Below are 26097 nucleotides of genomic sequence, written 5' to 3' on the forward strand. Positions count from 1 at the left end.
TTAATCACCTCGAAATGCATGTCCGGGACAGAATTCTTGTTCGGGTCCCTGACCGCGGTGTCCAGGACTTTCAATCGGTGGGAGCGATGGCACGCCCGCAGCAGGAATGGTCCATGGCCTCCACGTGGCCAGCTTCGTTGATTTGACTGAAAATTCGAGCCAGCCCGGCGCACGACCTTCGGCGGGCGGAAACGCCGCATTTGGCGAAAATCGGCATTGAATCGATTTAGAAAACGTTTGCGCAAACGTATCGATGGTGCTAGCGTGTCCATGGTGGTGGAGGCCGCCGAGGGTGACCGGGAGGATTTAATGATGTCGGTTATGACAACGGCGAGGCCATTGGCGCGCTGATGGCCACGATTGCGAAAGTTGCAGAACTCGCCGGCGTGTCGGTTTCCACCGTGTCGCATGTCCTGAACAAGACGCGCTTCGTGTCGGAGGAAAAGGTCCGGCGAATCCAGGATGCCGTGGAGGCGGTCGGCTATATCCCCAATACGCTGGCGCGATCGCTGAAGATTTCGTCGACGGGAACCGTGGGCCTTGCGATCTCGGCGATTTCGAACCCCTATTTCAGCGACGTGATCTGTGCCGTCGAGGCGGAATGCTCGCGACGTGATCTTACGGTGTTTCTCTGCGATACGCAGGACGACCCCGCGCGCGAACTGGCGATTGTCCAGCAACTGCACCAGCGCCGTGTCGACGGCATCATCCTTGCCCCCTCCGCCGAACCGCAGAAGTCGCTGGACTATCTCTTCGAGCGCGGCCTGCCTTGTGCGCTGGTCGACCGATTGCCTGACGAACGGTTCGACCAGATCGGCACCGACAATGCCGCAGCGATCACCGAACTGGTCGATCACGCGGTGTCTTTCGGGCATAAGCGCATCGGATTCATTGGCGGCCAGCCGGGTTTCACCACAACGACGGAGCGCATTTCGGCTTTCAATGCCGCGGTCGAGGCTCGCGGGCTGACAGTCCTGCCGCATTTTATCCGGGACGGCAGCAGTACCACCGCGGACGCGGCGCAATCCGCCGATATCCTGCTGTCGCTGCCGGAGCCGCCCACCGCGATCATCGCCGGCAACAATCTGGCAATGATTGGGTTGATGCGCACCGTTCGCGAGCGGCAATTGCATGTGCCGTCGGATCTATCCGTGCTGGGCATCGACGATTTCGAATGGGCCGACTATTTCGAGCCGCGCCTGACGCTGATGGCACAGCCATGCGCTGAACTCGGCCGGCAGGCGGCGGATCTGCTGATCAGGCGGATCGCGTCCCCGGAGAGACCGCCAAGCACGGTTCGCTTGAAACCGGCATTGCGAACGCGCCAATCCTGCGGAGTTCCGAAATGAGCGAGTCACTGCTTTCCGTCATCGGCGCGGTCAAGCATTTCGGCGGCGTCCAGGCGCTTCGCGGCGTTGATTTCGATGTCAAGGCCGGCGAGATCCATGCCTTGCTGGGCGAGAACGGCGCCGGCAAGTCCACCCTCATGAATCTGCTGTCCGGCGTGCATGCGCCGGACGAGGGCACGATCCGCATCGATGGCCATCCGGTGCGGTTTGCGAGCCCGCGCGATGCGCAGGCCGCCGGCATCGCCACGATATTCCAGGAGCTCGATCTGGTGCCCAGCCTGGACGTGGCCTCCAACCTTTTCCTCGGCCGGGAACTGATGCGCCCCGGCGGCATGCTCGACAGGGCGGCGATGCTGGCAGAGGCGCGCAAGCGGCTGCAAGCGATCGACCTGGCGATCGATCCGGCACGGCTGGTCTCCGACTTGCCGATCGGCCAGCGCCAGGTCGTCGCCATCGTCAAGGCACTGTCCTACGCGTCGCGGCTGCTGATCATGGACGAGCCGACCGCAGCGCTGACGGTCAGCGAGGTCGAGCGCCTGTTCACCATCATGCGCCGTCTGAGCGCCAGCGGCGTCGGCATCATCTATATTTCGCACCGGCTGGAGGAAGTGCCGCAGATCGCCGATCGCGTCACCGTGATGCGTGACGGCAAGGTTTCCGGCATTACCGGCCCGCAGGCGCCGCAGGCGGAATTGGTCAGGCTTCTCGTTGGGCGGCCGCTTGAAGAGCTCTATCCGAAGCGGGCGACGGGCGTCGGCAAGCCGCTGCTGCATCTCAACCAGGCGAGCTTTCGGCAGCGGCGCGCCGCACCGGGCTGGCAGGCTCCGGATGAGATCAGCCTCGATGTGCATGCCGGCGAGATCGTCGGACTTGCGGGCCTGATGGGCGCCGGGCGGACGGAATTGCTCAGCGCGCTCTACGGTCTCGGCCCCTCCGGCCGCTGGCAGGGCCAGGTCGAGATCGACGGCAGGCCGGTCAAGCTGAAATCGGTCGCGGCGGCGCGCAGGGCGGGCCTCGCTTTCGTCACCGACGATCGGCGCGGCAGCGGATTGATGCTGCGCATGGCGGTGGGTCTCAACCTCGTCATGTCGATCATCCGGCGCATTTCCCCGAACGGCTTGATATCCGAGCGGCGCCAGGCCGAGGCGATCAAGGCATCCTTCGCGCAGTTCGACATCCGGCCGCGCAACAGCGACATCGCGGTCGGTGCGTTGTCCGGCGGCAATCAGCAAAAAGTGGTGCTGGCCAAGGAAGTGCTGGGCAATCCCCGCCTGCTGCTGCTCGACGAGCCGACACGCGGCGTCGATGTCGGCGCGAAGGGCGAGATCTATGCGCGCCTGCGGCAACTGGCCGGCGATGGCCTCGGCATTCTCGTGGCATCGAGCGAAATGCCCGAATTGATCGGCCTCTGCGACCGCATCGTGGTGCTGCGGCAGGGCCGGAACGTAGCGGAATTCAAGGGCGGCGTCGACGAGCACACGGTGCTCGCCGCTGCAAACGGCAGGGAGGCCTGATGTCTGAACAGAATACCACGATTGACGGTCCCGTTGCTGCCCCGGCTCGGCGTCGCGATCCGCTCGCTTTGGTCGTCCGGTTCCAGAGTCTGATCGGACTGATCCTGGTGATCCTCGGCGGCATCATATTCTCGCCGCAGCGGCACGGAAAAATCATTTTTCTTGCCCCGGACAACGTCGCCAACATCATCCGCGCCGTTTCGGAAACCGGCATCATTGCGGTCGGCATGACATTCGTCATCATCACGGCGGGTATCGACCTCTCGGTCGGCGCGGTTCTGGGGCTTTCGAGCGTGGTGACCGCGATAATGATGGTTTCCGGCGGCTTCGGCCTCATCGCCACCATTCTTGCGGTGCTGCTGATGGGAACCGTGTTCGGCCTGATCCAGGGCGCGATTTCAAGCCGTTTTCGCCTCGAGCCCTTCATCGTCACGCTTGCCGGTCTGCAGGCGGCGCGTGGACTGGCGCTGATGGTTTCCAACAACCAGTATATCAACATATCCTATGGCGACGGACCCGGTCTTGCGCCACCGATTTTCGCCGTGCTCGGCGAGCGGCTGTTCAGCAATGTCGTGCCGGTGGCGACCATTGTCTTCATCGTCTTCGCCGGCGTGGCGACGCTGGCGCTCAACCTGACGCGCTTCGGCCGTTATGTTTTCGCCGTCGGCGGCAACGAGCGGGCGGCGCGCATATCCGGCGTGCCGGTCTCGGCCATCAAGATCGCAGTCTATGCGATCACCGGCTTTGCCTCGGCGCTTGCAGGCATCGTCCATGCCGGCCAGTTCAATTTCGGCAGCGCCAATGACGGCATGGGTTACGAACTGACGGCCATCGCAGCGGTGGTCATTGGCGGCACCAGCCTGTTCGGCGGCGCAGGCTCGATGGTGGGCACGGTGGCCGGCACGATCATGCTCGGTGCGCTCGCCAACATCCTGCAGCTCAACAATATCACGCCCGCGATGCAGCTGCTGGCGACAGCGGCGATCATCGTGCTGGCGGCCGTGCTTCAATCCCTCGTTCGTCGCCGCGAGGGATTGGGGAGGTAGTGCCAGGCGGCGGTATCCAAGCTTGAGGAGAGGCCCGCACGGGCCTAAACGGAGGAGAGAGATATGGACAGGAAAGCAGGCAAATTTCAGCGCGGTTTCCAGGTCGTGCTTCTGGCAGGGTCCTGCCTGGCAATCACGGGGACCGCTTATGCGGCAAATCCGCTCGTCAAGGCTTGCGCCAAGGACGGCAAGTTCGTCATCGGCTTTTCGCAAGCCAACAATGCCGAGCCCTATCGCCAGCATGTCAATGACGAGCTGACCGCCGCCGCCAAGGATGTGCCGCAATTCACGCTGCAGATCGCCGACGGCGCCGGCAATGTGAACACCCAGACGTCGCAGGTCGACAATTTCATCACCCAGCAGGTCGATCTGCTGCTGATCTCGCCTTTCGAGGCAGCACCGCTGACGCCCGCCGTCAAGCGCGCCATGGACGCAGGCATTCCGGTCATCGAACTCGACCGCAAGACCAACGGCGATCCGGGCAAGGACTATACGGCTTTCATCGGCGGCGACAATTACAAGATCGCCTTCGCCGCCGGCCAATACACGGCCAAGACGCTTCTGCCCGAGGGTGGCGAAGTGGCGGTGCTGGAAGGCCTGCCGAGCTCCACGCCTGCGGTCGAGCGGCTCAATGGCTTCAAGGACGGCGTGAAGGGCAATACCAAGATCACCATCGCCGCCGAACAGGCTGCCGACTGGCTGCCGGACAAGGCGCAGACGGCCTTCGCCGCCATGCTGCAGGCACATCCCGACATCAAGATGGTCTATGCCAGCAACGACATGATGGCTGCAGGCGCGCTGCTCGCTGCAAAGAGCGCCGGCAAGACCGTCAAAATCATCGGCACGGATGGCCTCCCCGGACCTGCAGGCGGCATCAAGGCCGTCGCCAAGGGCGACTGGTCGGCGACGTTCACATATCCGACCGGCGCCAAGGAGGCGATCGACATGGCCAAGTCGATCCTTCTGGATTGCGCCACCACGGTGCCGGCAACGGTGACGGTCGACACGACCGCGATCACGGCGGAAAATGCCAAGCAGCTCGACAAATAATCTTGCGGGGTGGGCAGGAATTTCCTGCCCACCCGTTACCCATTGCTTGCGTGATGTGCCGGCGGCGCCAAAGCCGTCGGTGTCGCGCGCGCCCGCTTGATGCCCGGGAATTTCCAGGTTTGAGATGACGATATGCACTCGTTGCATGGGTGATTTGAGTTCCATGCGTCTACTGCTGTGTCAGGCTGATCCCCAGATATTGGTCATCAAGACGCCGGGCCGAATGAACGGAAGCCGACGTCAACCGAACCCACGAAAGGGGATCATCATGAGCGTCGTCCGCACCGTCAACAACTGGATCAACTATCGCCGCGCCGTTACCGAACTCGGCCGTCTCAGCAGCCACGCGCTGCAGGATCTCGGCATTACCCGGGAGCAGATTCCGGTCGTCGTCCGCGCCACGCTGCGGTAAACGAAGCCCAATTCAAAGCAAAACGCCCGCTGACGAAGCGGGCGTTTTGCTGTCTGCCGAAATGACCCCTATGGCATAGACTATGCCTCGATGAGGCGTTCGCCACGACGTCAGCCGATCAAAACCGGTACTTTGTAGCGGCACGAGCCGCTCGGTGCCTCTTTCCGGAATTCCTATGGACTGCTACAACCCTCGGGACGGCGCCGTTTGACGGCGCTTGCTCTTTAGGAATCGGGACGCCTTTTAACATGAGAGGACAACCATGATTCTGTTGCTTGCATTGCTGATTGGTATGGTTGCGGCTGCCGGCGTCGTCCTGATCGCAGTGGCCGCGCCATGAGGCAATTCGAGGCGATCTTCATCGGCGCCGGCCAGGCCGGGCCGTCCCTTGCCGTACGCATGGCCGCAATGGGCCGCAAGGTGGCGCTGATCGAACGCAAGTTTGTCGGCGGCACCTGTGTGAATGCCGGCTGCATGCCCACCAAGACGCTGGTCGCCAGCGCCCGGACCGCGCATGTCGCCCGCCGCGCCGCCGATTACGGCGTGATGCTTGCGGGCGGCGTTGGTATCGACATGAAGGCGGTGCGCGCCCGCGCTGCAACCGTGACACTCAACGCTCGCAACGGTCTCGAATCCTGGTTCGCCGGCATGGATACGATGACTGTCATCCGCGGGCAGGCTCGCTTCGAAGCGCCAAGGATAATCAGCGTCAACGGCGAGACGCTGACCGCGCCGCAGATCTTCTTGAATGTCGGGGCGCGGCCTTCGATCCCCGATTTCCCCGGCCTCGCCGAGGTGCCCTATCTGACGAGCACGACGATCATAGAACTTGACCTCTTGCCAAGACACCTCGCGGTGATCGGCGGCAGCTATATCGGGCTTGAATTCGCCCAGATGTACCGCCGGTTCGGCGCCGAGGTCACCGTGATCGAGCGCGGCACAAAGCTGGCATCGCGCGAGGACGAGGATATTTCCGATGCCATCGCCGACATCATGCGCAATGAAGGCGTTGCCATCCGCACCGGTGTCTCGAATCTGTCCTTCGCGAAATCCGCTGGCGACATTGCCGTTAGCGCCAATGGCGAGCGGATCGTCGCAAGCCATGTGCTTGTCGCTGTCGGCCGCAAGCCCAACACGGACGATCTCGGGCTGGATGCTGCCGGCATCGAGGCGGACGCACGCGGCTTTATCAAGGTCGACGACCGGCTCTCCACCAATGTCGAGGGCATCTGGGCGCTCGGCGATTGCAACGGCCACGGGGCCTTCACCCATACCTCTTACAACGACTTCGAGATCGTCGCCGCCAATCTGCTCGATGGAGGCGACCGCAAGCTCAGTTCACGAATACCGGCCTACGCGCTTTATATCGATCCGCCGCTCGGGCGCGTCGGCATGACCGAACGCCAGGCGCGGGAAACGGGTCGGCCGATACTCGTTTCGACCCGGCCGATGAGCCGGGTCGGGCGGGCGGTGGAAAAGGCCGAGACCCAGGGCTTCATGAAAATCGTCGCCGACGCGGAAACGAAGCAGATCCTTGGTGCGGCGATCCTCGGCATCGAGGGAGACGAGGTGATCCACGGCGTCATCGATGCGATGAATGCCCGCACGCCCTATGACGTGCTGCAATGGTCGGTGCCGATCCATCCGACAGTGTCGGAACTGCTGCCGACATTGATCGGCGATTTGAAGCGCATCGGCTGAAATAGACAGCCGCGCTGCTGGACAGAGTTTGATCGGGAACACCCTGTGCGCACCCGATCGGAAACGAGTTCATCCGCCGCTCCATTCAACGGAATGCCGCGCCGAGAGGAACGAGACCGCGTCTTCCGTCGCTGCTTTGCGCATGTCGTCTCGCCGATGGCGTCAAAATCAAGGTCTAGCGATAGGGCAAATTGACGCACAAGGAGAGTTATTTTCAGATTGGCCGAACTTTAATGAATCTCCGGCGTCATGTTCAAAAAATGCAATGTATTGCTTCATGCGGAGATGCTTGAGGAAGCTCTTCATGCGCGCGAGGACGGCGACATAACCGTTTGAAGATAATTATCAAATCCTGTGATTTTGACTTCAGGAGCCTCACGCCGGACATTACACCCTCCGGAAAATTTGTGGTGCTCAAGACGAGTTTCTTGCCAAGCCCATCAAACAGGCATCGCGGGACTGACATCTAACTGTCACAAAAGCTTCATGTGACGGGAGTAGGTCGCCCACGGACACCGGAAAAGGTGCCGGGTATAAAATTCCCACGATCCAGGAGAGAATCCGTGAGCTTCATCAGGAAAATCGTCGGCGGCGCTGCCGTCGTGGCCGTCAGCGTCTCGCTGGCCGGCGCAGCCTTCGCAGCCGACATCTCGGGCGCAGGTTCGAGCTTCATCAATCCCGTCTTCGCCAAGTGGAGCGTCCAGTACAAGAAGAAGACGGACATCGCCCTGAACTATCAGTCGATCGGTTCGGGCGGCGGCATCAAGGCCGTCGAAGCCAAGACCGTGACCTTCGGCGCGACCGACAAGCCGCTCAGCGACGAAGATCTCACCAAGAACGGCCTTACCCAGTTCCCGATGATCATGGGCGGCATCGTTCCGATCTATAACATCGACGGCGTCAAGCCGGGCGAACTGATCCTCGACGGCAAGACCCTTGCCGCGATCTTCCTCGGCCAGATCACCAAGTGGAACGACCCGGCCATCGTCGCCCTGAACCCGAAGCTGAAGCTGCCGGAACAGGCGATCGTCGTCGTTCACCGCTCGGACGGTTCGGGCACGACCTTCAACTTCACCAATTACCTCTCGAAGGTCTCGGCTGACTGGAAGGACAAGATCGGTTCCGACAGCGCTGTCGAATGGCCGCTCGGCCTCGGCGCCAAGGGTTCGGAAGGCGTTGCCAACACCGTCAAGCAGACTGCTGGCGCCATCGGCTACAACGAATTCGCCTATGCTATCCAGAACAAGATCAGCTTCGCCCGCATGGTCAACCATGACGGCAAGGTCGTGAAGCCGTCGCTGGAAGCCTTCGCTGCCGCCGCTGCCAATGCCGATTTCGCCGGTGCCAAGAACTTCCACGTCATCATCACCGACCAGGCTGGCGCCAAGAGCTGGCCGATCGCTGCTTCGACCTGGGTTCTGATCCACAACAACCCGGACGATGCCGATGCTGCCAAGGAAGCCCTCAAGTTCTTCGCCTGGGCCTATAAGGACGGCAAGGCGACTGCCAAGAGCCTCGACTACGTTGCTATCCCGGAAAGCATCGTCAAGCTCGTCGAAGCCTCCTGGAAGAAGAACATCATGAAGGACGGCAAGTCCATTTACTAATCCGTGAAAAAGGGGCGGGCATTCGTTGCCCGCCCCGATTTTCCGCCCTGGGTCATAGTCGTCAATTCAAGGTACATGCCTGTGGTTTCCGTCGCACCAGAGACTATTCCTTCCTCCCTCGCCACCGAAGAGAACCGCTCCGGTCGCCTCCGGATGCAGGACTCCATCTTTGTCAACCTGACATGGCTGTCCGCCGTCATCGTCGTGCTCGTCCTGTTGGGCATCCTCGTTTCTCTCGTCGTGGAAGCCTGGCCGGCCTGGAACCAGTTCGGCATCTCCTTTCTCTGGAACGAGCGCTGGAGCCCGTCCAAGGATATTTACGGCGCCGCCGCCCCGATCGTCGGCACGCTGGTGACCTCCATCATCGCCATGATCATCGCCGTGCCGGTCAGCTTCGGCATCGCCATGTTCCTGACCGAAATCTGCCCGCCGGCGCTCCGCCGCCCGATCGGGACTGCGATCGAGCTGCTCGCCGGCATCCCGTCGATCATCTACGGTCTGTGGGGTTTCTTCGTCCTTGCGCCGATCCTGCAGAACGATATCTTCCCGGTTCTGAACGAAACGCTGGGCCAGGTGCCGCTTCTCGGCGCGCTGTTCTCCACCAGCCCGGCCAACACCTTTTACGGCTACACCATGTTCACGGCGGGCATCATCCTTGCCATCATGATCATTCCGTTCATCACCTCGATCACCCGTGACGTCATCAGCACCGCGCCGGTCATGCTGCGCGAATCCGCTTACGGCATGGGCATGACGACCTGGGAGGTGATGCGCAATATCGTTTTCCCCTATACGCGTCTCGGCCTGGTCGGCGGCGTCATGCTTGGTCTTGGCCGTGCACTCGGCGAAACGATGGCAGTCACCTTCGTCATCGGCAACTCGCACACCATCACCTCCTCCCTGCTGCTGCCGGGCACGACCATCTCGGCCGCGATCGCCAATGAATTCGGCGAGGCGACCAGCGACCTCTACACATCGAGCCTTGTCGCACTGGGCCTCATCCTGTTCTTCATCACTTTCACCGTACTTGCGCTGGCGAAATTCCTCATCGGTCGCGCGGAAAAATTCTGAGCTCAGCCATGTCCCTAGTATCACGCCGTTATGCCACCAACCGGGTTGCCATCGCACTGTCGATGGTCGCCACCGCCTTCGGCCTGTTCTTCCTCGCGGCGATCCTCTTCACGCTGCTGTGGAAGGGCCTGGCGGCCATCGACTGGAGCCTTTTCACCGAGGAGACGCCCGCGCCTCCCGGCGACGATGGCGGCGGTCTCTCCAACGCGATCTTCGGCTCTTTGATGATGACGCTGATCGGCATCGTCATTGCCACGCCGATCGGCCTGATGGCCGGCACCTACCTCTCCGAATATTCGCGCGGCTCCAAGATCGGCGAGATGGCGAAATTCATCAACGACGTCCTGCTGTCGGCTCCGTCGATCATCATCGGCCTGTTCATCTACGGCCTGCTGGTCGTTCCCTTCGGCCATCAGTCGGCCTGGGCGGGCGCGGTGGCGCTGGCGGTGATCGCTGTGCCGATCATCAATCGTACCACGCAGGACATGCTGGCCCTGGTGCCCAACACCATGCGCGAGGCGGCTGCGGCGCTCGGCGCTCCCAAGTGGAAGGTCATGGTCTCGGTCGTCTGGCGCTCCGCCCGTAGCGGCATCACCACCGGCGTGCTCCTGGCTGTCGCCCGTATCTCCGGCGAAACCGCACCGCTTCTGTTTACCGCCGGCAGCAACCAGTTCTGGTCCACCAACCTCAATAACTCGATGGCCAATCTGCCGGTCGTTATCAATAACTTCGCCACTGGCGGCTATGAAGCCCTGCAGCGCCTTGCCTGGGGTGGTGCGTTGCTCATCACCGTCACGATCCTTATACTCAATATTGTCGCCCGCTGGTTCGCTGGCCACCGCTCTGCCTGAAGAAGGAAAAGGGATATGAACATGTCCGATACATCCCGCGACCTCGAACTGCATCCGACGCTGTCGAGCTCCATTCGCGAGGCCGAACAGCCGGTCAAGCTCGAAGTCAAGAACATCCGCTTCAAGTACCAGAACGGTCATGAGGTGCTGAAGGGTGTCAACATGCAGATCCGCGACAAGACGGTGACCGCCTTCATCGGCCCATCGGGTTGCGGCAAGTCGACGTTGCTGCGTACCTTCAACCGTATGTACGATCTCTATCCGGGCCAGCAGGTCACCGGCGAGATCCTGCTCGACGGCCGCAACATCCTCAACAAGAACGAGGACCTCAACCGCCTCCGTTCGAAGATCGGCATGGTGTTCCAGAAGCCGACGCCGTTCCCGATGTCGATCTACGAAAACGTCGCCTTCGGCGTCCGCCTCTACGAGAAGATCTCCAAGGCCGAGATGAACAACCGCGTCGAGTCCGCTCTGCGCGAAGCGGCGCTGTGGGACGAGGTCAAGGACAAGATCCACCAGAGTGGCCTCGGCCTCTCCGGCGGTCAGCAGCAGCGCCTCTGCATTGCCCGCGCTATCGCCGTCAAGCCTTCGGTGCTACTGCTCGACGAGCCGGCCTCGGCGCTCGACCCGATCTCGACCGGCAAGATCGAGGAGCTGATCTCGTCGCTGCGCTCGGACTATTGCATCGCCATCGTCACCCACAACATGCAGCAGGCGGCCCGTACCTCGCAGTACACCGCCTTCATGTATCTCGGCGAACTGGTCGAATTCGACAAGACCGACAAGATTTTTAGCGCCCCCACCAATCCGCGCACCGGCGACTATGTGACCGGCCGCTTCGGCTGATCGACAACGTCTGTTCAAAACAATACCCCTTCGTCCGACTGGGCGAGGGGGTATTTTTATGTGGCAAATCCGAAATACTTCAGGCCCGCGCATCCGGCCCGATGACCCAGTGCTCTGTGAAGGCCAGCGGGAAATTATACCGCGTCTCGACCAGCGTCGGGTCGGCCGGCAGCAGTGCTTCCGGCGAGGTCTTGAAGGCGCTGTCGAGTGCAGCGGCATTCTCGAACCAGAGATGGATCGCCGCATCGAAGCGCGGCTCGCCGACCATATACCAGCCGTCTCGTGTCGTGCAGACGTCGTGCCGCAACAGACCCGGCAGGTTCTTCGCCCTCTCGGCCTGTTCCGCCGGATAGCGTTTGCGGAAATCGTCGCGCTTCAGGCCCTCGGCGCGGCGGATGAAGGCAAACAGCTTGACTGCCCCGGCCGGTGCCGTCTCACCCATCCTGTCGAGAATGGTATGCGCGTCGGTGTCGAGCACCTGCGAGTTCCAGAACGCCGCCCAGTTAGGCTCGTCCAGTCGTGCGCCCTGCAGGAATTCGGGCGTCTGCAGCGAGGCCAGTTGCTCCTCGTCGTTCCGCAGCCAGATTTCCGCCATGCCGCTCCACAGCGGCGCGCCCGTCTGACCGGCCCAATCGACGCGCAAGTCGATCTTATAGCGCTTGATCTGCGGGATCTTGGACGCGAATTTCACTGCATGTACGTTGAGCCAGTAGTCCTGGAATGCGGCCTCGCTCATCCCCGGTTTGGGGCTTGCGACGATGTGCTGATGGATCATGAGAGCCTCCTTGGATGGGCATGGCCGGGGGAAAGCCCCGGCCGGCATGGAAAGGCGGATCGCTAGACTTTGTAGTGCTTCTTCACGTCATCGGCGAAGCCAAGATAGTCGCGCAACGGCCAGACGACCTCGAATTCGAGATATTCCTTCATCGGCAACCGGCCGAGCGCGGTGCGGTCGAGTTCTTCGGCGCTCGGAACGTCGACGACGGCGATGACACGCTTCTGGGCCGCGACCTTCCAGATGCCCTTGACCATGCCGCTGTCGATGGTTTCCTGGGCGTGATCAGCCTCGGCCGACTCGACATCCCACAGGTCCTCCAGCGTGATGCGGCCTTCGTAATTCCATCTCATCTGCACGTAGAACAGCATAGCGTGTTTCCTTCTTCACGATTGCGCATTGAACCGCGCCGCGATAGCGCGGGTGGTCGGGTGGTCGTCGCCGAATGTCCGGCGGGCGAGGTCGAGGGGCGTCAGCCCGTCATGGCCGGGGCGGTCGACACGGGCGCCGGCGGCGACGAGAATGTCGGCACATTCGGCATAGCCATGCCAGATGGCGTCATGTAAAGGCGAATAACCATTCGACGCGCCCTGGAAATCGAGGTTGACGCCTGGCGAATGCGCCAGCATGCGGGTGATCTCGACATGTCCGTTATAGACCGACTTGTGCAGCGGCACCGCCGTGAAGGTCGGCTCGACGGCATTGACGTCGGCGCCGGCTGGCAGCAGCACGGCGACAATGTCCGTCTTGCCCTCGCGCGCCGCCACATGCAGCGGCGTATGGCCATTGTTGAAGCCGCCGGTGATCGGCGCCCGCTCGTTGACATCGGCATCGTTGGCGAGCGCGGCTTTGACGCCGTCGAGGTCGTTGGCGACCACGGCTGCCATCAGCACCTGATCTCTAACCGCCTTCTCGTCACGGGCGCGGCGGGCGTCGAACAGCTGCTTGATCGCCTTGAAGGCATCGGTCTGTGCAGTGTTGACTTTCTCCTCGTAGGCGAAATGGTCGTCGATCGAAAAGCCATAGCTCGATATCACTTTCAGCGACGCATTGCTGTCGAGCAGGAAGCCGGTGACATCGACCGCCCCGAACCAGATCGCATCCATCAGCGGCGTATGCCCGGTGGTCGCGGCGACAGAATCGACGAAGGCGCCGGCTTTCACGAGCGCTGTGGCGATCAGCAGCGATCCGGCCTGTGCTGCCTTGTGCAGCGCCGTGGCGCCGCCGCCGCCATCGGCGAAATTCACATTGGCGCCATGGGTGATCAAAAGCTCGACCATGTCGGCAAAGCCGCGGCAGGCCGCCATCATCAGCCCGGACAGGCCGCTGTCCCTGTCGACGGCGTCGGCATGCACGCCTTGGCCGAGATAGAGTTTCGCCGCGTCGAGATCATTATGTCCGACAGCGGTGATGAACCGCGCCGGCAGGTCGGCGGCGAGCGCTGCGGTTTCCGGATCGGGATCGAAGAAGGACTGCCAATGCGCGATCCGGCCGGCTTCGTCGAACGTGAAAAGATGCAGGCTGTGGATGTCGAATTCGCGGCCGCTATCGATCAACCGTTCGCGCGAATGCATCTCCGCATAGCCATGCCTGCCGGAGGCAGCAGACGCGAGGATGTCGAGCGCGACAGTCTCGACCACCTTCGCCCGCTTGCCAAAACCGGCAAGCACCGCCTCCTTGCCTTCGGCCTTGCCGATATAGGGAATGATCGCATCCCATTCATCCGACGGCGTCTCGAAGACCACGCCGTCGGCGAGGCCGGCGACGACTGCCGCACCGTCATTGTTCTTCATCGCCTCGAGCCAGGCTTTGAGCCGAGGCGCGTTATGCGATCCATGGTGACCGGTCTTTTCCGCGCCTGTCATGAGGCATCTCCCTCGATCGCTTTCAGGATCGGCGAGGGGTCGGTATAGGATTTCCAGCGGACGATTTTGCCGCTACGGATCGTCAGCCACTGGATGAATTCGATCTCGAACTTCATGCCGGTTGCCTTGACCCTGGAAATCTCGTGAATGATGCCAGCGGCCTCTTCGCCGTCAACGATGAGCTTCACCAGTTCTTCCTTCTTGACGTCGCAGACGCCGGTGAAGATTTTCAGGGTGTCGACGACGGCAGCAGGTCCGTGCACGGTGCCGATCCAGGGCATCTCGTCGTTATAGCCCGGCAAAATCTTGTAGTTGATCCATTCGACATTCGGGTCGAGGCAGGACAATGCCTCTTCATAGCGTCGGTGGGTCAGCGCATCGAACCATTCGGCGGCGATGGCGCGGGTCTGATCGGTGGTGGACATGGCGGACTCCAGGCGTCAAGAAAGGCGGGCGATGATTGCGGGAGCGAGCAAATGGGCGTGGCCGCCGGTGCGCGCGGTGATCAGGTCACCGTCCTCGACCAGGTCCTCATCGACATATTGCGCTCCATAAGCGATGGCATCGCCGTAAAGGTTGGGATGGCAGGTCAGTTTGCGACCCCTGACCATCGACGTATCCGGCGCGCAGAGCCAGAGGCCATGGCAGATAATGCCCTTGATCACGTTGGGATTGTCGAAGGCCCGCTTGAGGAAGGCACTTGCCGGCGGCATTTTCTTCAGATCGTCGGTATAGCGCAACCGGTCGGCCACTATACCCGACGGCACGATGACGCCGGCGAGGCCGGCTACATCCAGTTCCTCGAAACTGTCATGGCATTCGAATGGCGCATGATATTCATGGCCCTTGAAGGTGATGCTCGGCTGGCCCCAGAGCCGGGTGACGAAGCGCGCCTCGATACCGGCTTCCTGGAAGCGGTAGTGGTAGTACCAGATCTCGTGCTCGTAATAGTCCGACTCGATCAGGATGGCGACCGTCTTGGCCATGTGCTTGCCCCTCAAATTCCGCTAGTGCCCGCAGGCGACGCCGATCAGTTCCGGATGCACGTCGCCGCGGATCGCCACATCGATCAGGAACGGCCCACGCTCCGAGAGCGCCCTTTCGACGGCGGGACCAATGTCCGCTTCCGTCGCCACTTTCACGCCCGGAACGCCCATGCCCGCCGCCATCTCGACAAAGCCGAGTTCCGGCTTGGAAAGATCGAAGGACAGGGGATAGGCGCCCTGTTCTTGTCCGCGCTCCTCGCGGAACTGATGCAGGTTGAGCTGCAGCAGTTTGTAGGAACGGTTGGAGCAGATGACGAAGACGACATTGAGATCGTGCCGTGCCGCCGACCAGATCRCCTGGACGGTGTACATGCCGCCGCCATCGCCGGAAAAGGTGAAGACCGGGCGGCTGCGATCCGAAACCGCCAGCCCGATGCCGCCGGCCATCGCCGTGCCGAGCGAGCCGCCGCGGACCTGGAAGAAGGAGTTTTCCTGGAGCGGCGGCAGATGCCGGGTGAGTTCCGGCGAAGACGTCAGCGCCTCGTCGAAGACCAGCGCATTGGCCGGGATTTTCGGGCCGAGCACCCGCATGAACTGGGCGAATTGCAGCGGCGTGCCGCTGAGCGTCGCGTCCTTGGCAAGCACCGCGTCGGCCGCCGCCTTCTTCTTTTCGCCCGCGTCCTTCACTGCCGTGACGATCGCCGTCTTGCGTCCTGTCGAGAGCTTGCGCTCCACGGCATCTGCAAGCACGTCCAGTGTCAGCCTCGGACTGGCGATGACGCCAAGATCGGCCGGATGGTTCTTGGCGATGTTGTCTGCAATGAGATCGACATGGATCACCTTGGCGCCGGCGGCGAAAATCGTGCCGAGCTCGGGAAACACTTCCGGCAGCACATAGGATCCGGCAATCAGATTGACATCGCCGCCTTCGGTGATCGGCTTGGACTGGAAACCGAACATATGGCCGGTCTGCCCGGCCCAGAGCGGATGGCCGGGCGGCATGTTCTCGTCGCCGGCATCGACGCCCCAGACAGGTGCTCCAAGCGTCTCGGCGAGCCGTACGAGCGCTTTCTGCGCGCCGTCCCAGGCAATGCCGTCGCCGACGAAGATGCGTGGTCGCTGAGCATTCGCCAGCAATTCCGAGGCATGTTCGATAAAGGCGGCGGAAGGCATGACGTCTGTGTCGGGGATCAATGTCGGCACGACCGCCTCGACCGCCTCGGCGTCGAGAATATCCTCCGGCAGGCAGACATAGACCGGTCCCATCGGCGGCGTCGCGGCGATCTTGATGGCGCGCTTGAGCGTCCTCAGCAGCGAGGCCGGATGCACGACCATGGTCGACCATTTGGTCACTGGCTTGGCCATGGCGACGAGGTCGCCTGCCATCTGTGCATCGAGATTCTGGTAGGCGAGGCCGGCATCGCCGCCAATCACCACCAGCGGGCTATGGCCGCGCATGGCCTGGTAGAGCGCGCCGATGGAATTGCCGAGCCCCGGTGTCGAATGGATCTGCACCACGGTCGGTTTGCGGGTGGCGCGCGCATGCGCATCGGCCGCCATCACGGCGATCGTCTCCTGCAGTGTCAGGATATAGTGCAGTTCCGGCACATTGCTCATTGCGTCGAGCAATCCCTGCTCGACGGTGCCGGGATTGCCGAAGATATGCGTCAGCCCATCGGCGACGAACTGCTCCAGGATCGCTCTGTGGCCCGTGCGCGCCATGCTCACCATCCCGAGCGCTTGAGGCCGTTGTCGAGCACGTCGACGAAGCGCTCGCCGAATTCGTGGCTGCACTGCAGCGAGCGGGCGGTGATGAACGGATAGTCGACGATGACGGAAGTGCGCTTGCCGAAATTGCCGTGATACTGGCCTTCCGGACCGACCGCATCGGCAAGGATATATTCCAGCACATAAGGTGGCGGACCCATGTTGAAATCGGTGCCCATGAAGCCGGTGCCGTCATGATAATCGTATTCGATGCAATGGCCGGTGACATGCTTGCCGCGAATGATTGCCCGGCGCTCGTTGAAATCGCGGGCGAAGACCAGCGTTGCCACGCCATAGCAGATCGCCCCGATCGGCTTGCCGGCGGCATGGAAGCCGAGCACGAGATCATGGACGCGCTGATTGTTGACCATGTCGATGATCGGACCGCTGCCGCCGACCAGCAGGACGGCGTCATATTTCTGGGCCGCTTCGGCCTGCGACGCCTTGCGGGCTTCGTAATAGGCTTCGAGCTTGCGGAGAAAGGACTCGGCCGAATAATAGGGCCTCTCCGGGAACCAGGCCGACAGGTTGATCGGATTGTCCGTGCGGTTGGTCGCCTCGAAGGCCTTGACCAGTTCCGCATCCTCCGGCGTCGTCACGCAGACGCCAAGCGGCGGATCCATATAGTTTGTGTCATAGCTCGGCGGCAAAGCCGGCGAGCGCTTGCCCTTCGGCGTGGTGAAATCGAAGCTATAGCCGGCGGCTTCGAGCTTCCTCAGGGGACCGACGAGCTCGATGCCCCAGTAGCCCCATTCGGACATGACTGCCAGAATCTTCTTGGTCGCCATTTTCGGATGTCCTTTCCAGAATGCGATGACATATGAGCTTTGTCCGGAGCGACCGACAGCCATGTCCGGATGATGTCAGGCGCGCCGTTTGCGGGCGGTTAACCCTCCGTTCCGATCAACCGGCGCCATGCATATTCTTGTTAACGAGACTGCCTTAGCGTCGCCGTCAGCGCATGAAACGGGCAGCCGCCAGCTTAGAGGACGTGCGGTAAGGGTTGTCCTGACGATGGGGACGCAACGATGACTGACAATGTTTTTTCGCACACGCATGTTCATCTTCCGACGCGTGAACAACGCAGCATCTGGGTCCGCTATCTCAGCCACTCCGTGCGAGTAAGAATCCACGCCTTCGTCAGCCGCTATATCGCCCCGATCGCCCGCCACCCGGTGATGACGCTGTTGACCGGGCTTGGCCTTTTCTTCAGCGGTATCGCCGAAGCCTTTGCGCAAATCTTTACCGATTTCGAGAGCGTCATCGGCGCCCGTGAAGGCGTGATCCTCTTGGGGCTGATCACCTTTCTGAAGGGCCTCGCCGACATGGTGGAAGCCTCCGAATGGCTGTCCAAGGGGATCGAGGAAGAACAAGCCCAGGAGCATCACTGATCCTTTCCCGCCTCAGCCGATCGTCTCGACGATTTCGCTTTCCAGAATGACCTTGCCGACATCGCCCTTGGCGTTGACGATCGAAAGATCGAAACTGTCGCCGCGGCGCTCGATCAGGAAGGCGAGATAGCGTAGCGCCTCCGGCGCGATCGCGGTCAGCTTCTTGGCATCGAGCTTGATCTTCGTGGCGCCGGCCGCGAACGCATCTTCGATCGTGGCCTCCAACTCCTTGATGTCATGCGCCGTCAGTTCGCCATCGAGCGAGATCGTACCGGTCTTGCCCTTGACACCGAGGAGGTCGGCATCGAAGCGCACCGAGGACGGGATCAGCCGCACGCGCACCTTGATCTCACCATGCTGTTCCGGAAGGTTGACGGTGAGGCCGTCGGCATCGAAGTCGTCATAGGAGTGGCCGTCCACCCAGACGTCGGAAATCTTGATCGAGCCCTTCGGCAGGATATCGGGCGAGACGCGCAGTTTGCCGTCCGCGAAGCCGCCGGGCTTCGGCTTGAACCAGAGATCGAGCGGCTCACGCATCACCAGCAGGTTGGAATAGGTGGCGGCGAGATAGGCGAGCTCGCAGGAATGGTAGCCGGCCATGGAATGGCTACCCTTGCCGCGTTCGGTGCCCAGCGCATAGGGATGGCCATTGGCGAGCACGTTGAAATAGATGCCGCCGGCTTCGGTATCGAGGAACCAGGCATTGTAGAAGGCCGCTGATTCCCGGGCGAGCCGATGATACTCGTCCTTGTCGGTGACGCCGGCGAGGATGTAATAAGCGAGGATTCCCTGTTCCTGCTGCCACCAGGCTTTGCGGTCGTGCCAGGCATAGCGGTGGAATTTGTGACCCGGCTGCAGCACGCGGTCGACCACGTCGTACCAGCCGCCGCGCTGCGTATCCATGCCATGCACCGGCATCAGGCCGGCGATCTTCTCCGACAGCGCGACATAGGCATCCTTGTGCTTGAGGCTGTCCATGCGCATCAGGTTCCAGGCGATCTTCAGATTGTGGCCGACCACGGCACGGTTCTGCTGCCAGCCCCAGCTCTGGTCCTTCGACCAGTCCGAGAAGAACTTTTCCTGGACGAAGGCGCTCTCGTCATAGTCGGGGAAGTGGCTGGCGATCGTGTCGAATGTATATTCGAGGAAATCGGCCCAGCGCTTGTCGCCGGTGGCGAGATAGAGATTGATCAGATAGGCGGGCGCATGGTCACCGACCGAGTTCCAGTTCTTGCGCGCCTTGTTGTGCTTAAGACTGTCGGAAAGCGGCGACAGCGTGATCGGATCGAGATGGCTATAATAGCCGCCCACTTCCGACTTGTCCTTGAAGAAGCGATCGAACAGCGCGATCGTCGCCTCGGCATCCGACATGATGTCCGGATCGCCGGTGATGCGATAGGTCTGCATCGGGCCGGCCAAGGCATAAATCTGCTCGTAGCAGGGAATGGCGTCATAGTCGTCGCCGAATTCGGACGCCAGCACCTTGTGCTCGGAGCCATCCTCGCGAATGTCGACGGCGTGATACCAGAACACCACGCCTTCGGACTTGTCCTCGAAGCGCATATGGTCGCGCAGATATTTCGTGCCGGCCTCGGCGGCTTCGAGATAGCGATCCTCGCCGGTCATCAGGAAGGCTGACGCGAAACCATAGACCAGGCGCGAGATCGTGTCGGTCTCCTGGCGGCCGTTGCGGGTCTTCTGGCCCATCGCTGTCAGCACGGTGCGGTATTCCTTGTAGTCGATCGGCTCCGACGTGCCGAATTCGGCTTCAAGGAAGAAATCGGCGATCTGCGCCACCTGCTTCACCCACCAGTCCTGCCGTTCGAACACCCAGGCGCTCTCGGTGCGGCCGGCAAAGATGATGTGCTTGGCCTCGAAGGTCACCGGTGTCGCTTCATTGCCATCGGGATAGAAGACGCCGTAGACGAAGAGATAGCGGCCGGGCACCAGCATGTCGCGCAACTGGTCGCTGGCATTGATGAAGCCCTCGCCGAGATTGCGGATGATCTCGGCATAGATATTGGCCGCCAGGATCACGCTAAAGGGCCGCTTGTCGCTGGTCTCCATCTGGAAGATGCCGGCCTCCGCATCGAAGGAGGTCACGTAGCCGGCGATCAGGTCCGAAAAGGTGAAGTCGAGTTTGTTCATGAGAAAAGCTCGTCCGTTCGGGTGGGATTGAATGGATTATTTCGAAACCAGCACGACCACGCTACGACCGCCCATCAAATACCGATCCTCGTGATGAGGCGGCGACATGCCGGGATCGCAGACATCGTCGGGGGAGGGCAGCGACGTGTCGACCACCCGATGCCATATACGTCCCGGAACCGCCGGAACGGCCATTGAGACAGGCTCCCAGTACATGTTGGCCATCAGGTGGATATCCTGCTCGCTGCCAAAGCCGCCAAGCGTCATGCCGAGCACGCGGGCATTGCCGTCATTCCAGCCAGGCCGGTCGAGATCGGCGCCATGCCAGCTGACATCCGCGAGGCCGCGATCATTCCTGCGGCCATCGAAGAAGCGGGCGCGATGAACCGTCGAATGATGCCGCCGGAACCAGGTCATCAGCATGAAGAAGCGATGCATGTCGCGGCGCTTGCTCACCGCATCCCAGTCGAACCAAGTGAGTTCGTTGTCCTGGCACCAGGTATTGTTGTTGCCGAGCTGGCTGCGCCGCACCTCATCACCCATGACGAACATGGGCACGCCCTGGGACATCATCAGCAGCGTGAAGAAATTGCGAATCTGCCGTTCGCGCAGCGCCTCTATCGCCGGGTCCTCGCTCGGGCCTTCGGCACCGCAGTTCCAGGAGATGTTGGCGTCGACACCGTCGCGATTGCCCTCGCCATTGGCGGCATTGTGCTTGCCGTCGTAGGAGACGAGGTCGTTGAGCGTAAAGCCGTCATGCGCGGTGATGAAGTTCACGGAATTGACCGGCAAATGGCCGTTCGATTCATAGAGGTCGGCGCTGCCCGACAGGCGTGCCGCGATCGAGCCGACCAGGCCTGGCGTGCCTTTGACGAAATCGCGCATGTCGTCGCGGAACTTGCCGTTCCACTCGGCGAAGCGATAGCCCGGGAAGCGGCCGACCTGGTAGAGGCCGCCGGCATCCCATGCCTCGGCGATGATCTTGGTATCGGCCAGTGCATCTTCGAGCTCGATCTGCCAGAGAACCGGCGGATAGCGCATCGGTGCCCCGTCCGGCCCGCGCGACAGAACCGAGGCCTCGTCGAAGCGGAAGCCGTCGACGCGCATCACCTCGACCCAGTATTTCAGCACGTCGACGATGAATTTCGACACGACCGGATGATTGCAATCGAGTGAATTGCCGCAGCCGGAATAGTCGGCATAGTAGCGCCGGTCGCGTTCGGAAAGCATGTAGTATGTGGCGTTGTCGATGCCGCGGAACGACGTCGTCGGGCCACGCTCATTGCCTTCGTCGGTGTGGTTGAACACCACATCGAGGATCACCTCGATACCTTCCTTGTGCAGCGCCTTGACCATGTCGCGGAATTCGTCGGCATGCGAGCCGCTCTCCGGCGTTAGGCAATAGCCCGAATGTGGGGCGAAGAAGGCGATCGGCGCATAGCCCCAATAGTTATAGAGCTTTTCGCCATCGACCTCATGGAAGTCGGTCTGGTCGAAATCGAACACCGGCAACAGTTCCACAGCGGTAACGCCGAGCTGCTTGAGATAAGGGATCTTCTCAATCACCGCGCCGAACGTGCCGGGATGGCCGACGCCGCTATTGCCGCGGCGGGTAAAACCGCCGACATGCATCTCGTAGATCACCGTCTCGTTCATCGGTGTGGCCGGATGCTTGTCGTTTTCCCAGTCGTAACCCTCGACCTCGATGATGACGCTGCGCATCGCCGTCTTCATGTTGTCGCCGGTGCCGCAGGCGTCACCACGGTTCCACAGCGTTTTCGAAACGCCGCGGCCATAGGGATCGAGCAGCACCTTGGTGGCATCGAAGCGATGGCCATTCTCGACCGCTGAGGGACCGTCGACGCGATAGGCATAGTGCATGCCCACCACGGCGCCCTCGATGAAGCAGTGCCAGAAATGGAAGGTGCGGTGGCATTCCGCGCTCATCTCGACCGTGGCGATCGGTATGATGTCGTCATGGTCGCTGAAGATCAGCAGCGTCACCATTTGGGCATTTTCGGAAAAGAAGGAGAAATTGACGCCGTTGTCGCGCGGCCGTGCGCCAAGCGGATGCGGGGTGCCGGGATGGACCTTGAATTTCTGTGCGGCGCGCCCCGAAATTCGACCGACATTCACATTGTGGCTGGGGTTTACGATGGCATCCATGGAGAACACTCCCGTTCGGTGGACCGAATGCACACGCAAAGGCAAGCACGAGTCGAAACGACTCCGCTGCGAACCTGATGCGATGAAACTCCGAAAAAGTACTGTTTACGCAGCACAGGGATAGGCCCGCTCACTCCTCGGCGCCGTCCAACCTCAGTCTAGTACGTAGTGCACTTGGAATAAAGGGTAGTCTTAACCCGGCCGGCTCTTGATGGACGGCCGCACACCACTCACCAGGAACGTCCTAAATTCTAACTCTAGGTCCCCAGCGTTGAGACACTGTTGTCGATTCGCAGGGCGATTGCAATAGCGATCTAAACCAATGATAGGGTTGCTAAATTGATGGTTAAGCAACGGCAGTCATTTAGTCCGCTAAGGTCTTTGTGATCCATTTCGGGACTTGGATTTTTGATTCATTTCAACCAGTTAAAGCTTTGGAAAACAGATTGTGCTCTCATGCCGACTGCGAATTTCCAGATTTTTATTGTCCAGAAAAGCGAGAGCGCAAATGACCGCTGTCAATGTCCAGCAGGCTGCCGAAAGTTCGCATGATTTGTTGCTCATGGTCGCCGTCCTCGGCGCTGGCGCGCTCTCGGTTCCGCTGTTTCGCCGCATTGGGCTTGGTGCGGTTCTTGGCTATCTCGCCGCCGGCCTTGCCGTGGGGCCCTTCGGCTTCCGCCTTGTTCCGGATCCGGAGAAGATGCTGCACTCTTCCGAGCTCGGCGTCGTCCTCTTCCTGTTCATCATCGGGCTGGAGATGAAACCGGCGAAACTCTGGCGGTTGCGCTCGCAGATTCTCGGTCTCGGCGTATTGCAGGTGGTACTCTGCTCGGCCTTCCTGACGGCGGTCGGCATCTGGCTGGGCTTTCCGCCGGCAATCGCCTTCGTTGCCGGCATGGGCTTCGTTCTGACGTCCACGGCAATCGTCATGCAACTGCTTCAGGAGGGAGGCGAACTGACGAGCACGGGCGGCGAGAAGATCGTCTCCGTGCTCTTGCTCGAAGACCTCGCGATCGTGCCGATCCTTGCCGTGGTGGCGCTGATGTCGCCCGCTGATTCCGACGGCAATCTCACGACCCGCCTGATTGCAATCGCCGTCGCCGGCGGCGTGGTCGCAGCCTTCCTGCTGCTCGGCGGCAGGATACTCAATATGTTTTTTCGGATTGTCGTGCTCTCCGGCGCCCGTGAACTGACGACGGTCGCCGCCCTGGTCATCGTGCTTGGCGCCGCGGTCTTGCTGGAGAATACCGGCCTCTCCATGGCGCTTGGCGCCTTCCTTGCCGGTGTCGTGCTGTCGACCTCCAATTTCCGCCATCAGCTGGAAGAGGACATCACGCCCTTCCGTGACCTGTTGATGGGGCTGTTCTTCCTGGCAGTCGGTATGTCGCTCGACGTCGAGGTCGTGGCGAAGCACTGGCATTTCCTGCTGCTGGCGGTGCTGAGCTTCATGGTGGTCAAGTCGCTGGTCATCTATCTGCTGGCCCGGGTTCTGAAATCCAACCGGGTCGAGGCCCTGAAGCGGGCGGTCATGATGGCGCAGGGCGGCGAATTCGCTTTCGTTCTGTTCACCACGGCAACCTCATCGAACCTGATGGACAGCGACACCAATGCCATGCTGACGGCGGTCGTCATCCTCTCCATGGCGCTGACCCCGATCTCGCTCTTCGCGTTCAACCGCTTCCTCAACTGGAACAAGTCGCTCTCGGCGGAGGCAGCCGAGGCCGACAGCGGTGCCGCTTCGGTGATGATCATCGGCTTCGGTCGTTTCGGTCAGGTCGTCGTTCAGCCTTTCCTGGCGATGAACCAGCACGTCATTGTCGTTGAAAAGGATCAGGCGTTGGCCGACGAGGCGGAGAAATACAGCCTCGTCAATTCGTTGCACGGCAATGCCTCCGATCCGGTGGTGCTGGAGGCGGCGGGCGTGCGCAACGTCAAGCTCATCCTGGTCTGTACCGATGACCGCAAGGAGACGACACGGATCGTCAGCTATCTCCGTCAACGCCTGCCAGAAACCAAGATCATCGCACGCGCCCATGACGAGGAGCATGCGTTGTCGCTGGCGCGCGCGGGCGTCGAGTGCCACGTACAGGAAATTCTCGAATCCGCCGTGGCCTTCACCGAACATGCCATGCGCGAATTCGGCTTCAGCGACGAAAAGAGCGAGCAGTTCCTCGAGGCCTTTCGCCGGCGCGAGGCTGATCATTTCCAGATGCAACTGCTAAGCGGCATGCCTTCGAGCAGCGATCTGCTTGCCGTCGCCGAAGCCAGGCCGTCCGAAGGTGCGGCCCAGTCGGCAGCATAGCGGATTTTGCAGGTGTACCACTTGTCCTCTCCCCGTTGAAACGAGGAGAGGACTGCGCGACCCAAGGCGGATGAGATGCGCGACCGTTTATCCGCAACCAATTCGCTTACGATCTGGCAGCGCCGCCAGCGAGCGCTCCGGCCTTAACTTACCGATCAATCGTCGTCATCATGGCCGCTCCATAGCGTGGTCCAGCCACCTTGCCGGGGGCCATGACGTCGTCGAGCCTCCGCATTTCCTCTTGGTCGAGAACAATCGACGCAGCAGCGACATTCTCCTCGATGTAGGTGCGGCGCTTGGTGCCCGGGATCGGCACGATGTCGCCGCCCTTGGCCAGCACCCAGGCGAGTGCAATCTGACCCGGCTTGGCATCGTGCGTCGCGGCGATCTCCCGGACGATGCCGGCCGCCCGCATGTTCGCGTCGAAATTCTCACCCTGGTAGCGCGGATCATTGCGGCGATAATCGCCTTCGGGATAGTCCTCCGCGCGCTGCACCGCACCGGTCAGGAAGCCGCGGCCAAGCGGGCTGAAAGGCACGAGACCGATACCAAGTTCGCGCAGCACCGGGATCACGTCCGCTTCGAGATTGCGCTCCCATAGCGAATATTCGCTCTGCAGCGCCGAGACCGGCTGCACCGCATGCGCGCGGCGGATATTGGCGATGCCGGCTTCCGACAGGCCGAAATAGCGTGCCTTGCCCGCACGAATGAGATCGGCAACCGTACCGGCGACGTCTTCCATCGGCACGGCCGGATCGACGCGATGCTGATAAATCAGGTCGACGTGATCGGTCTGCAGTCGCTTGAGCGAGCCATCGACAGCCCGGCGGATGTTTTCCGGGCGGCTGTCGAGTTCGGCGAGCTTTTGCTTGCCGTTTTCGATCCTGAAGCCGAATTTTGTCGCGATCGTCACCTGGTCACGGCGGCCCTTGAGCGCCCGCCCGAGCAAATCCTCGTTGGTGTGCGGCCCATAGACTTCTGCCGTGTCGAGGAAGGTGCAGCCGAGTTCGATGGCGCGATGCAGCGTGGCAGTGGATTCCGTCTCGTCTGCCGGACCATAGGACTGGCTCATGCCCATGCAGCCCAGGCCGATCGCCGATACTTCCAAGCCCTGTGTGCCAAGTTTGCGTTTGCCCAGCATGATGATGCCTCTTCGTCACTATTTGAAATCTGCGTGGCCGACCGAGTTCTCTCGCAGCCGCCGCATGGGAAACCTAGCGCTGCCCGGCGCCGATCGAAATGCCCGATAC

At 61.4% G+C, this 26097-nt stretch carries 22 protein-coding genes; 12 read left to right on the forward strand and 10 right to left on the reverse strand.

Features of this window, described 5'->3' with window-relative positions:
- The first annotated feature begins 350 nt into the window (after positions 1-350).
- The 10 genes from AC1D06_RS22005 to pstB all read left to right on the forward strand — a co-directional run bounded on the left by AC1D06_RS22005 (position 351) and on the right by pstB (position 11447).
- Positions 351-1349: a LacI family DNA-binding transcriptional regulator gene (locus tag AC1D06_RS22005; RefSeq protein ID WP_477987938.1), complete on the forward strand. Its 999-nt coding sequence runs from the start codon at positions 351-353 to the stop codon at positions 1347-1349.
- On the forward strand, positions 1346-2863 hold the full coding sequence (locus AC1D06_RS22010; RefSeq protein WP_477987939.1) for a sugar ABC transporter ATP-binding protein: 1518 nt from the start codon (positions 1346-1348) through the stop codon (positions 2861-2863). Before AC1D06_RS22005 ends, AC1D06_RS22010 begins: the two co-directional genes overlap by 4 nt.
- On the forward strand, positions 2863-3909 hold the full coding sequence (locus tag AC1D06_RS22015) for an ABC transporter permease (RefSeq protein WP_477987940.1): 1047 nt from the start codon (positions 2863-2865) through the stop codon (positions 3907-3909). Before AC1D06_RS22010 ends, AC1D06_RS22015 begins: the two co-directional genes overlap by 1 nt.
- A gap of 63 nt (positions 3910-3972) precedes the next feature.
- On the forward strand, positions 3973-4959 hold the full coding sequence (locus AC1D06_RS22020; RefSeq protein ID WP_477987941.1) for a substrate-binding domain-containing protein: 987 nt from the start codon (positions 3973-3975) through the stop codon (positions 4957-4959).
- A 268-nt stretch (positions 4960-5227) separates the two neighbouring features.
- Positions 5228-5371: a DUF1127 domain-containing protein gene (locus AC1D06_RS22025; RefSeq protein WP_477880098.1), complete on the forward strand. Its 144-nt coding sequence runs from the start codon at positions 5228-5230 to the stop codon at positions 5369-5371.
- A 336-nt stretch (positions 5372-5707) separates the two neighbouring features.
- Positions 5708-7072 (forward strand): FAD-containing oxidoreductase, encoded by a 1365-nt coding sequence (locus AC1D06_RS22030; protein WP_477987942.1) that lies wholly within the window; start codon positions 5708-5710, stop codon positions 7070-7072.
- Positions 7073-7635: 563 nt separating this feature from the next.
- The gene (gene pstS, locus AC1D06_RS22035) at positions 7636-8679 is read left to right on the forward strand and encodes a phosphate ABC transporter substrate-binding protein PstS (protein ID WP_477880094.1); all 1044 of its coding nucleotides are present in this window, start codon (positions 7636-7638) and stop codon (positions 8677-8679) included.
- Between the two features lie 75 nt (positions 8680-8754).
- Positions 8755-9750, forward strand: a complete 996-nt coding sequence (gene pstC / locus AC1D06_RS22040; protein ID WP_477987943.1) for a phosphate ABC transporter permease subunit PstC — start codon at positions 8755-8757, stop codon at positions 9748-9750.
- Positions 9751-9758: 8 nt separating this feature from the next.
- Positions 9759-10601 (forward strand): phosphate ABC transporter permease PstA, encoded by an 843-nt coding sequence (pstA, locus tag AC1D06_RS22045; RefSeq protein WP_477987944.1) that lies wholly within the window; start codon positions 9759-9761, stop codon positions 10599-10601.
- Between the two features lie 21 nt (positions 10602-10622).
- Positions 10623-11447, forward strand: coding sequence for a phosphate ABC transporter ATP-binding protein PstB (gene pstB / locus AC1D06_RS22050; protein ID WP_477987945.1), 825 nt, complete (start codon positions 10623-10625; stop codon positions 11445-11447).
- A 79-nt stretch (positions 11448-11526) separates the two neighbouring features.
- Here the strand turns inward: pstB and AC1D06_RS22055 are convergent, their stop codons facing one another.
- The 7 genes from AC1D06_RS22055 to AC1D06_RS22085 all read right to left on the reverse strand — a co-directional run bounded on the left by AC1D06_RS22055 (position 11527) and on the right by AC1D06_RS22085 (position 17628).
- Positions 11527-12222: an EthD domain-containing protein gene (locus AC1D06_RS22055; protein ID WP_477987946.1), complete on the reverse strand. Its 696-nt coding sequence runs from the start codon at positions 12220-12222 to the stop codon at positions 11527-11529.
- Between the two features lie 62 nt (positions 12223-12284).
- Positions 12285-12593 (reverse strand): muconolactone Delta-isomerase, encoded by a 309-nt coding sequence (locus AC1D06_RS22060; protein WP_477987947.1) that lies wholly within the window; start codon positions 12591-12593, stop codon positions 12285-12287.
- A 15-nt stretch (positions 12594-12608) separates the two neighbouring features.
- Positions 12609-14087, reverse strand: a complete 1479-nt coding sequence (locus AC1D06_RS22065; RefSeq protein ID WP_477987948.1) for an ankyrin repeat domain-containing protein — start codon at positions 14085-14087, stop codon at positions 12609-12611.
- Positions 14084-14512 (reverse strand): nuclear transport factor 2 family protein, encoded by a 429-nt coding sequence (locus AC1D06_RS22070; RefSeq protein WP_477880083.1) that lies wholly within the window; start codon positions 14510-14512, stop codon positions 14084-14086. The genes AC1D06_RS22065 and AC1D06_RS22070 overlap by 4 nt, the downstream gene beginning before the upstream one ends.
- 15 nt (positions 14513-14527) lie before the next feature.
- Positions 14528-15073, reverse strand: coding sequence for a DJ-1/PfpI family protein (locus tag AC1D06_RS22075; RefSeq protein WP_477880082.1), 546 nt, complete (start codon positions 15071-15073; stop codon positions 14528-14530).
- A gap of 21 nt (positions 15074-15094) precedes the next feature.
- A complete protein-coding gene (locus tag AC1D06_RS22080) occupies positions 15095-16795 on the reverse strand; it encodes a thiamine pyrophosphate-binding protein (RefSeq protein ID WP_477987949.1) in 1701 nt (566 codons plus the stop codon).
- A gap of 2 nt (positions 16796-16797) precedes the next feature.
- Positions 16798-17628 carry a type 1 glutamine amidotransferase domain-containing protein gene (locus AC1D06_RS22085; protein ID WP_477987950.1) on the reverse strand — a complete coding sequence of 277 codons (831 nt, stop codon included), beginning with the start codon at positions 17626-17628 and terminating at the stop codon, positions 16798-16800.
- A gap of 240 nt (positions 17629-17868) precedes the next feature.
- On the opposite strand from AC1D06_RS22085, the gene AC1D06_RS22090 reads away from it, so the two are divergent.
- Entirely contained in the window at positions 17869-18231 is a 363-nt protein-coding gene (locus AC1D06_RS22090; protein ID WP_477987951.1) for a hypothetical protein, read from the forward strand.
- 12 nt (positions 18232-18243) lie between these two features.
- Here AC1D06_RS22090 and AC1D06_RS22095 read toward each other — a convergent pair whose 3' ends face one another.
- Entirely contained in the window at positions 18244-20379 is a 2136-nt protein-coding gene (locus tag AC1D06_RS22095) for an AGE family epimerase/isomerase (RefSeq protein WP_477987952.1), read from the reverse strand.
- Positions 20380-20415: 36 nt separating this feature from the next.
- Positions 20416-22545: a glycogen debranching protein GlgX gene (glgX, locus tag AC1D06_RS22100; protein ID WP_477987953.1), complete on the reverse strand. Its 2130-nt coding sequence runs from the start codon at positions 22543-22545 to the stop codon at positions 20416-20418.
- Positions 22546-23053: 508 nt separating this feature from the next.
- On the opposite strand from glgX, the gene AC1D06_RS22105 reads away from it, so the two are divergent.
- Positions 23054-24847: a cation:proton antiporter domain-containing protein gene (locus tag AC1D06_RS22105; RefSeq protein WP_477987954.1), complete on the forward strand. Its 1794-nt coding sequence runs from the start codon at positions 23054-23056 to the stop codon at positions 24845-24847.
- Between the two features lie 148 nt (positions 24848-24995).
- On the opposite strand, the gene AC1D06_RS22110 is transcribed toward AC1D06_RS22105, so the two are convergent.
- Entirely contained in the window at positions 24996-25991 is a 996-nt protein-coding gene (locus AC1D06_RS22110) for an aldo/keto reductase (protein WP_477987956.1), read from the reverse strand.
- Positions 25992-26097 lie beyond the last annotated feature (106 nt).

The sequence above is a fragment of the Rhizobium sp. P2_G2 genome (assembly GCF_056403555.1).

What these genes read in the sequence shown, in the direction of transcription:
- AC1D06_RS22105 (WP_477987954.1), top strand. Translation starts at nt 23,054, where the DNA reads ATGACCGCTGTCAATGTCCAGCAGGCTGCCGAAAGTTCGCATGATTTG.
- AC1D06_RS22010 (WP_477987939.1), top strand. Translation starts at nt 1,346, where the DNA reads ATGAGCGAGTCACTGCTTTCCGTCATCGGCGCGGTCAAGCATTTCGGC.
- AC1D06_RS22075 (WP_477880082.1), bottom strand. Translation starts at nt 15,073, where the DNA reads ATGGCCAAGACGGTCGCCATCCTGATCGAGTCGGACTATTACGAGCAC.
- AC1D06_RS22065 (WP_477987948.1), bottom strand. Translation starts at nt 14,087, where the DNA reads ATGACAGGCGCGGAAAAGACCGGTCACCATGGATCGCATAACGCGCCT.
- AC1D06_RS22015 (WP_477987940.1), top strand. Translation starts at nt 2,863, where the DNA reads ATGTCTGAACAGAATACCACGATTGACGGTCCCGTTGCTGCCCCGGCT.
- AC1D06_RS22060 (WP_477987947.1), bottom strand. Translation starts at nt 12,593, where the DNA reads ATGCTGTTCTACGTGCAGATGAGATGGAATTACGAAGGCCGCATCACG.
- AC1D06_RS22020 (WP_477987941.1), top strand. Translation starts at nt 3,973, where the DNA reads ATGGACAGGAAAGCAGGCAAATTTCAGCGCGGTTTCCAGGTCGTGCTT.
- AC1D06_RS22005 (WP_477987938.1), top strand. Translation starts at nt 351, where the DNA reads ATGGCCACGATTGCGAAAGTTGCAGAACTCGCCGGCGTGTCGGTTTCC.
- pstA (WP_477987944.1), top strand. Translation starts at nt 9,759, where the DNA reads ATGTCCCTAGTATCACGCCGTTATGCCACCAACCGGGTTGCCATCGCA.
- AC1D06_RS22095 (WP_477987952.1), bottom strand. Translation starts at nt 20,379, where the DNA reads ATGAACAAACTCGACTTCACCTTTTCGGACCTGATCGCCGGCTACGTG.
- AC1D06_RS22030 (WP_477987942.1), top strand. Translation starts at nt 5,708, where the DNA reads ATGAGGCAATTCGAGGCGATCTTCATCGGCGCCGGCCAGGCCGGGCCG.
- AC1D06_RS22085 (WP_477987950.1), bottom strand. Translation starts at nt 17,628, where the DNA reads ATGGCGACCAAGAAGATTCTGGCAGTCATGTCCGAATGGGGCTACTGG.
- AC1D06_RS22055 (WP_477987946.1), bottom strand. Translation starts at nt 12,222, where the DNA reads ATGATCCATCAGCACATCGTCGCAAGCCCCAAACCGGGGATGAGCGAG.
- pstB (WP_477987945.1), top strand. Translation starts at nt 10,623, where the DNA reads ATGTCCGATACATCCCGCGACCTCGAACTGCATCCGACGCTGTCGAGC.
- glgX (WP_477987953.1), bottom strand. Translation starts at nt 22,545, where the DNA reads ATGGATGCCATCGTAAACCCCAGCCACAATGTGAATGTCGGTCGAATT.
- AC1D06_RS22090 (WP_477987951.1), top strand. Translation starts at nt 17,869, where the DNA reads ATGACTGACAATGTTTTTTCGCACACGCATGTTCATCTTCCGACGCGT.
- pstC (WP_477987943.1), top strand. Translation starts at nt 8,755, where the DNA reads ATGCCTGTGGTTTCCGTCGCACCAGAGACTATTCCTTCCTCCCTCGCC.
- AC1D06_RS22070 (WP_477880083.1), bottom strand. Translation starts at nt 14,512, where the DNA reads ATGTCCACCACCGATCAGACCCGCGCCATCGCCGCCGAATGGTTCGAT.
- AC1D06_RS22025 (WP_477880098.1), top strand. Translation starts at nt 5,228, where the DNA reads ATGAGCGTCGTCCGCACCGTCAACAACTGGATCAACTATCGCCGCGCC.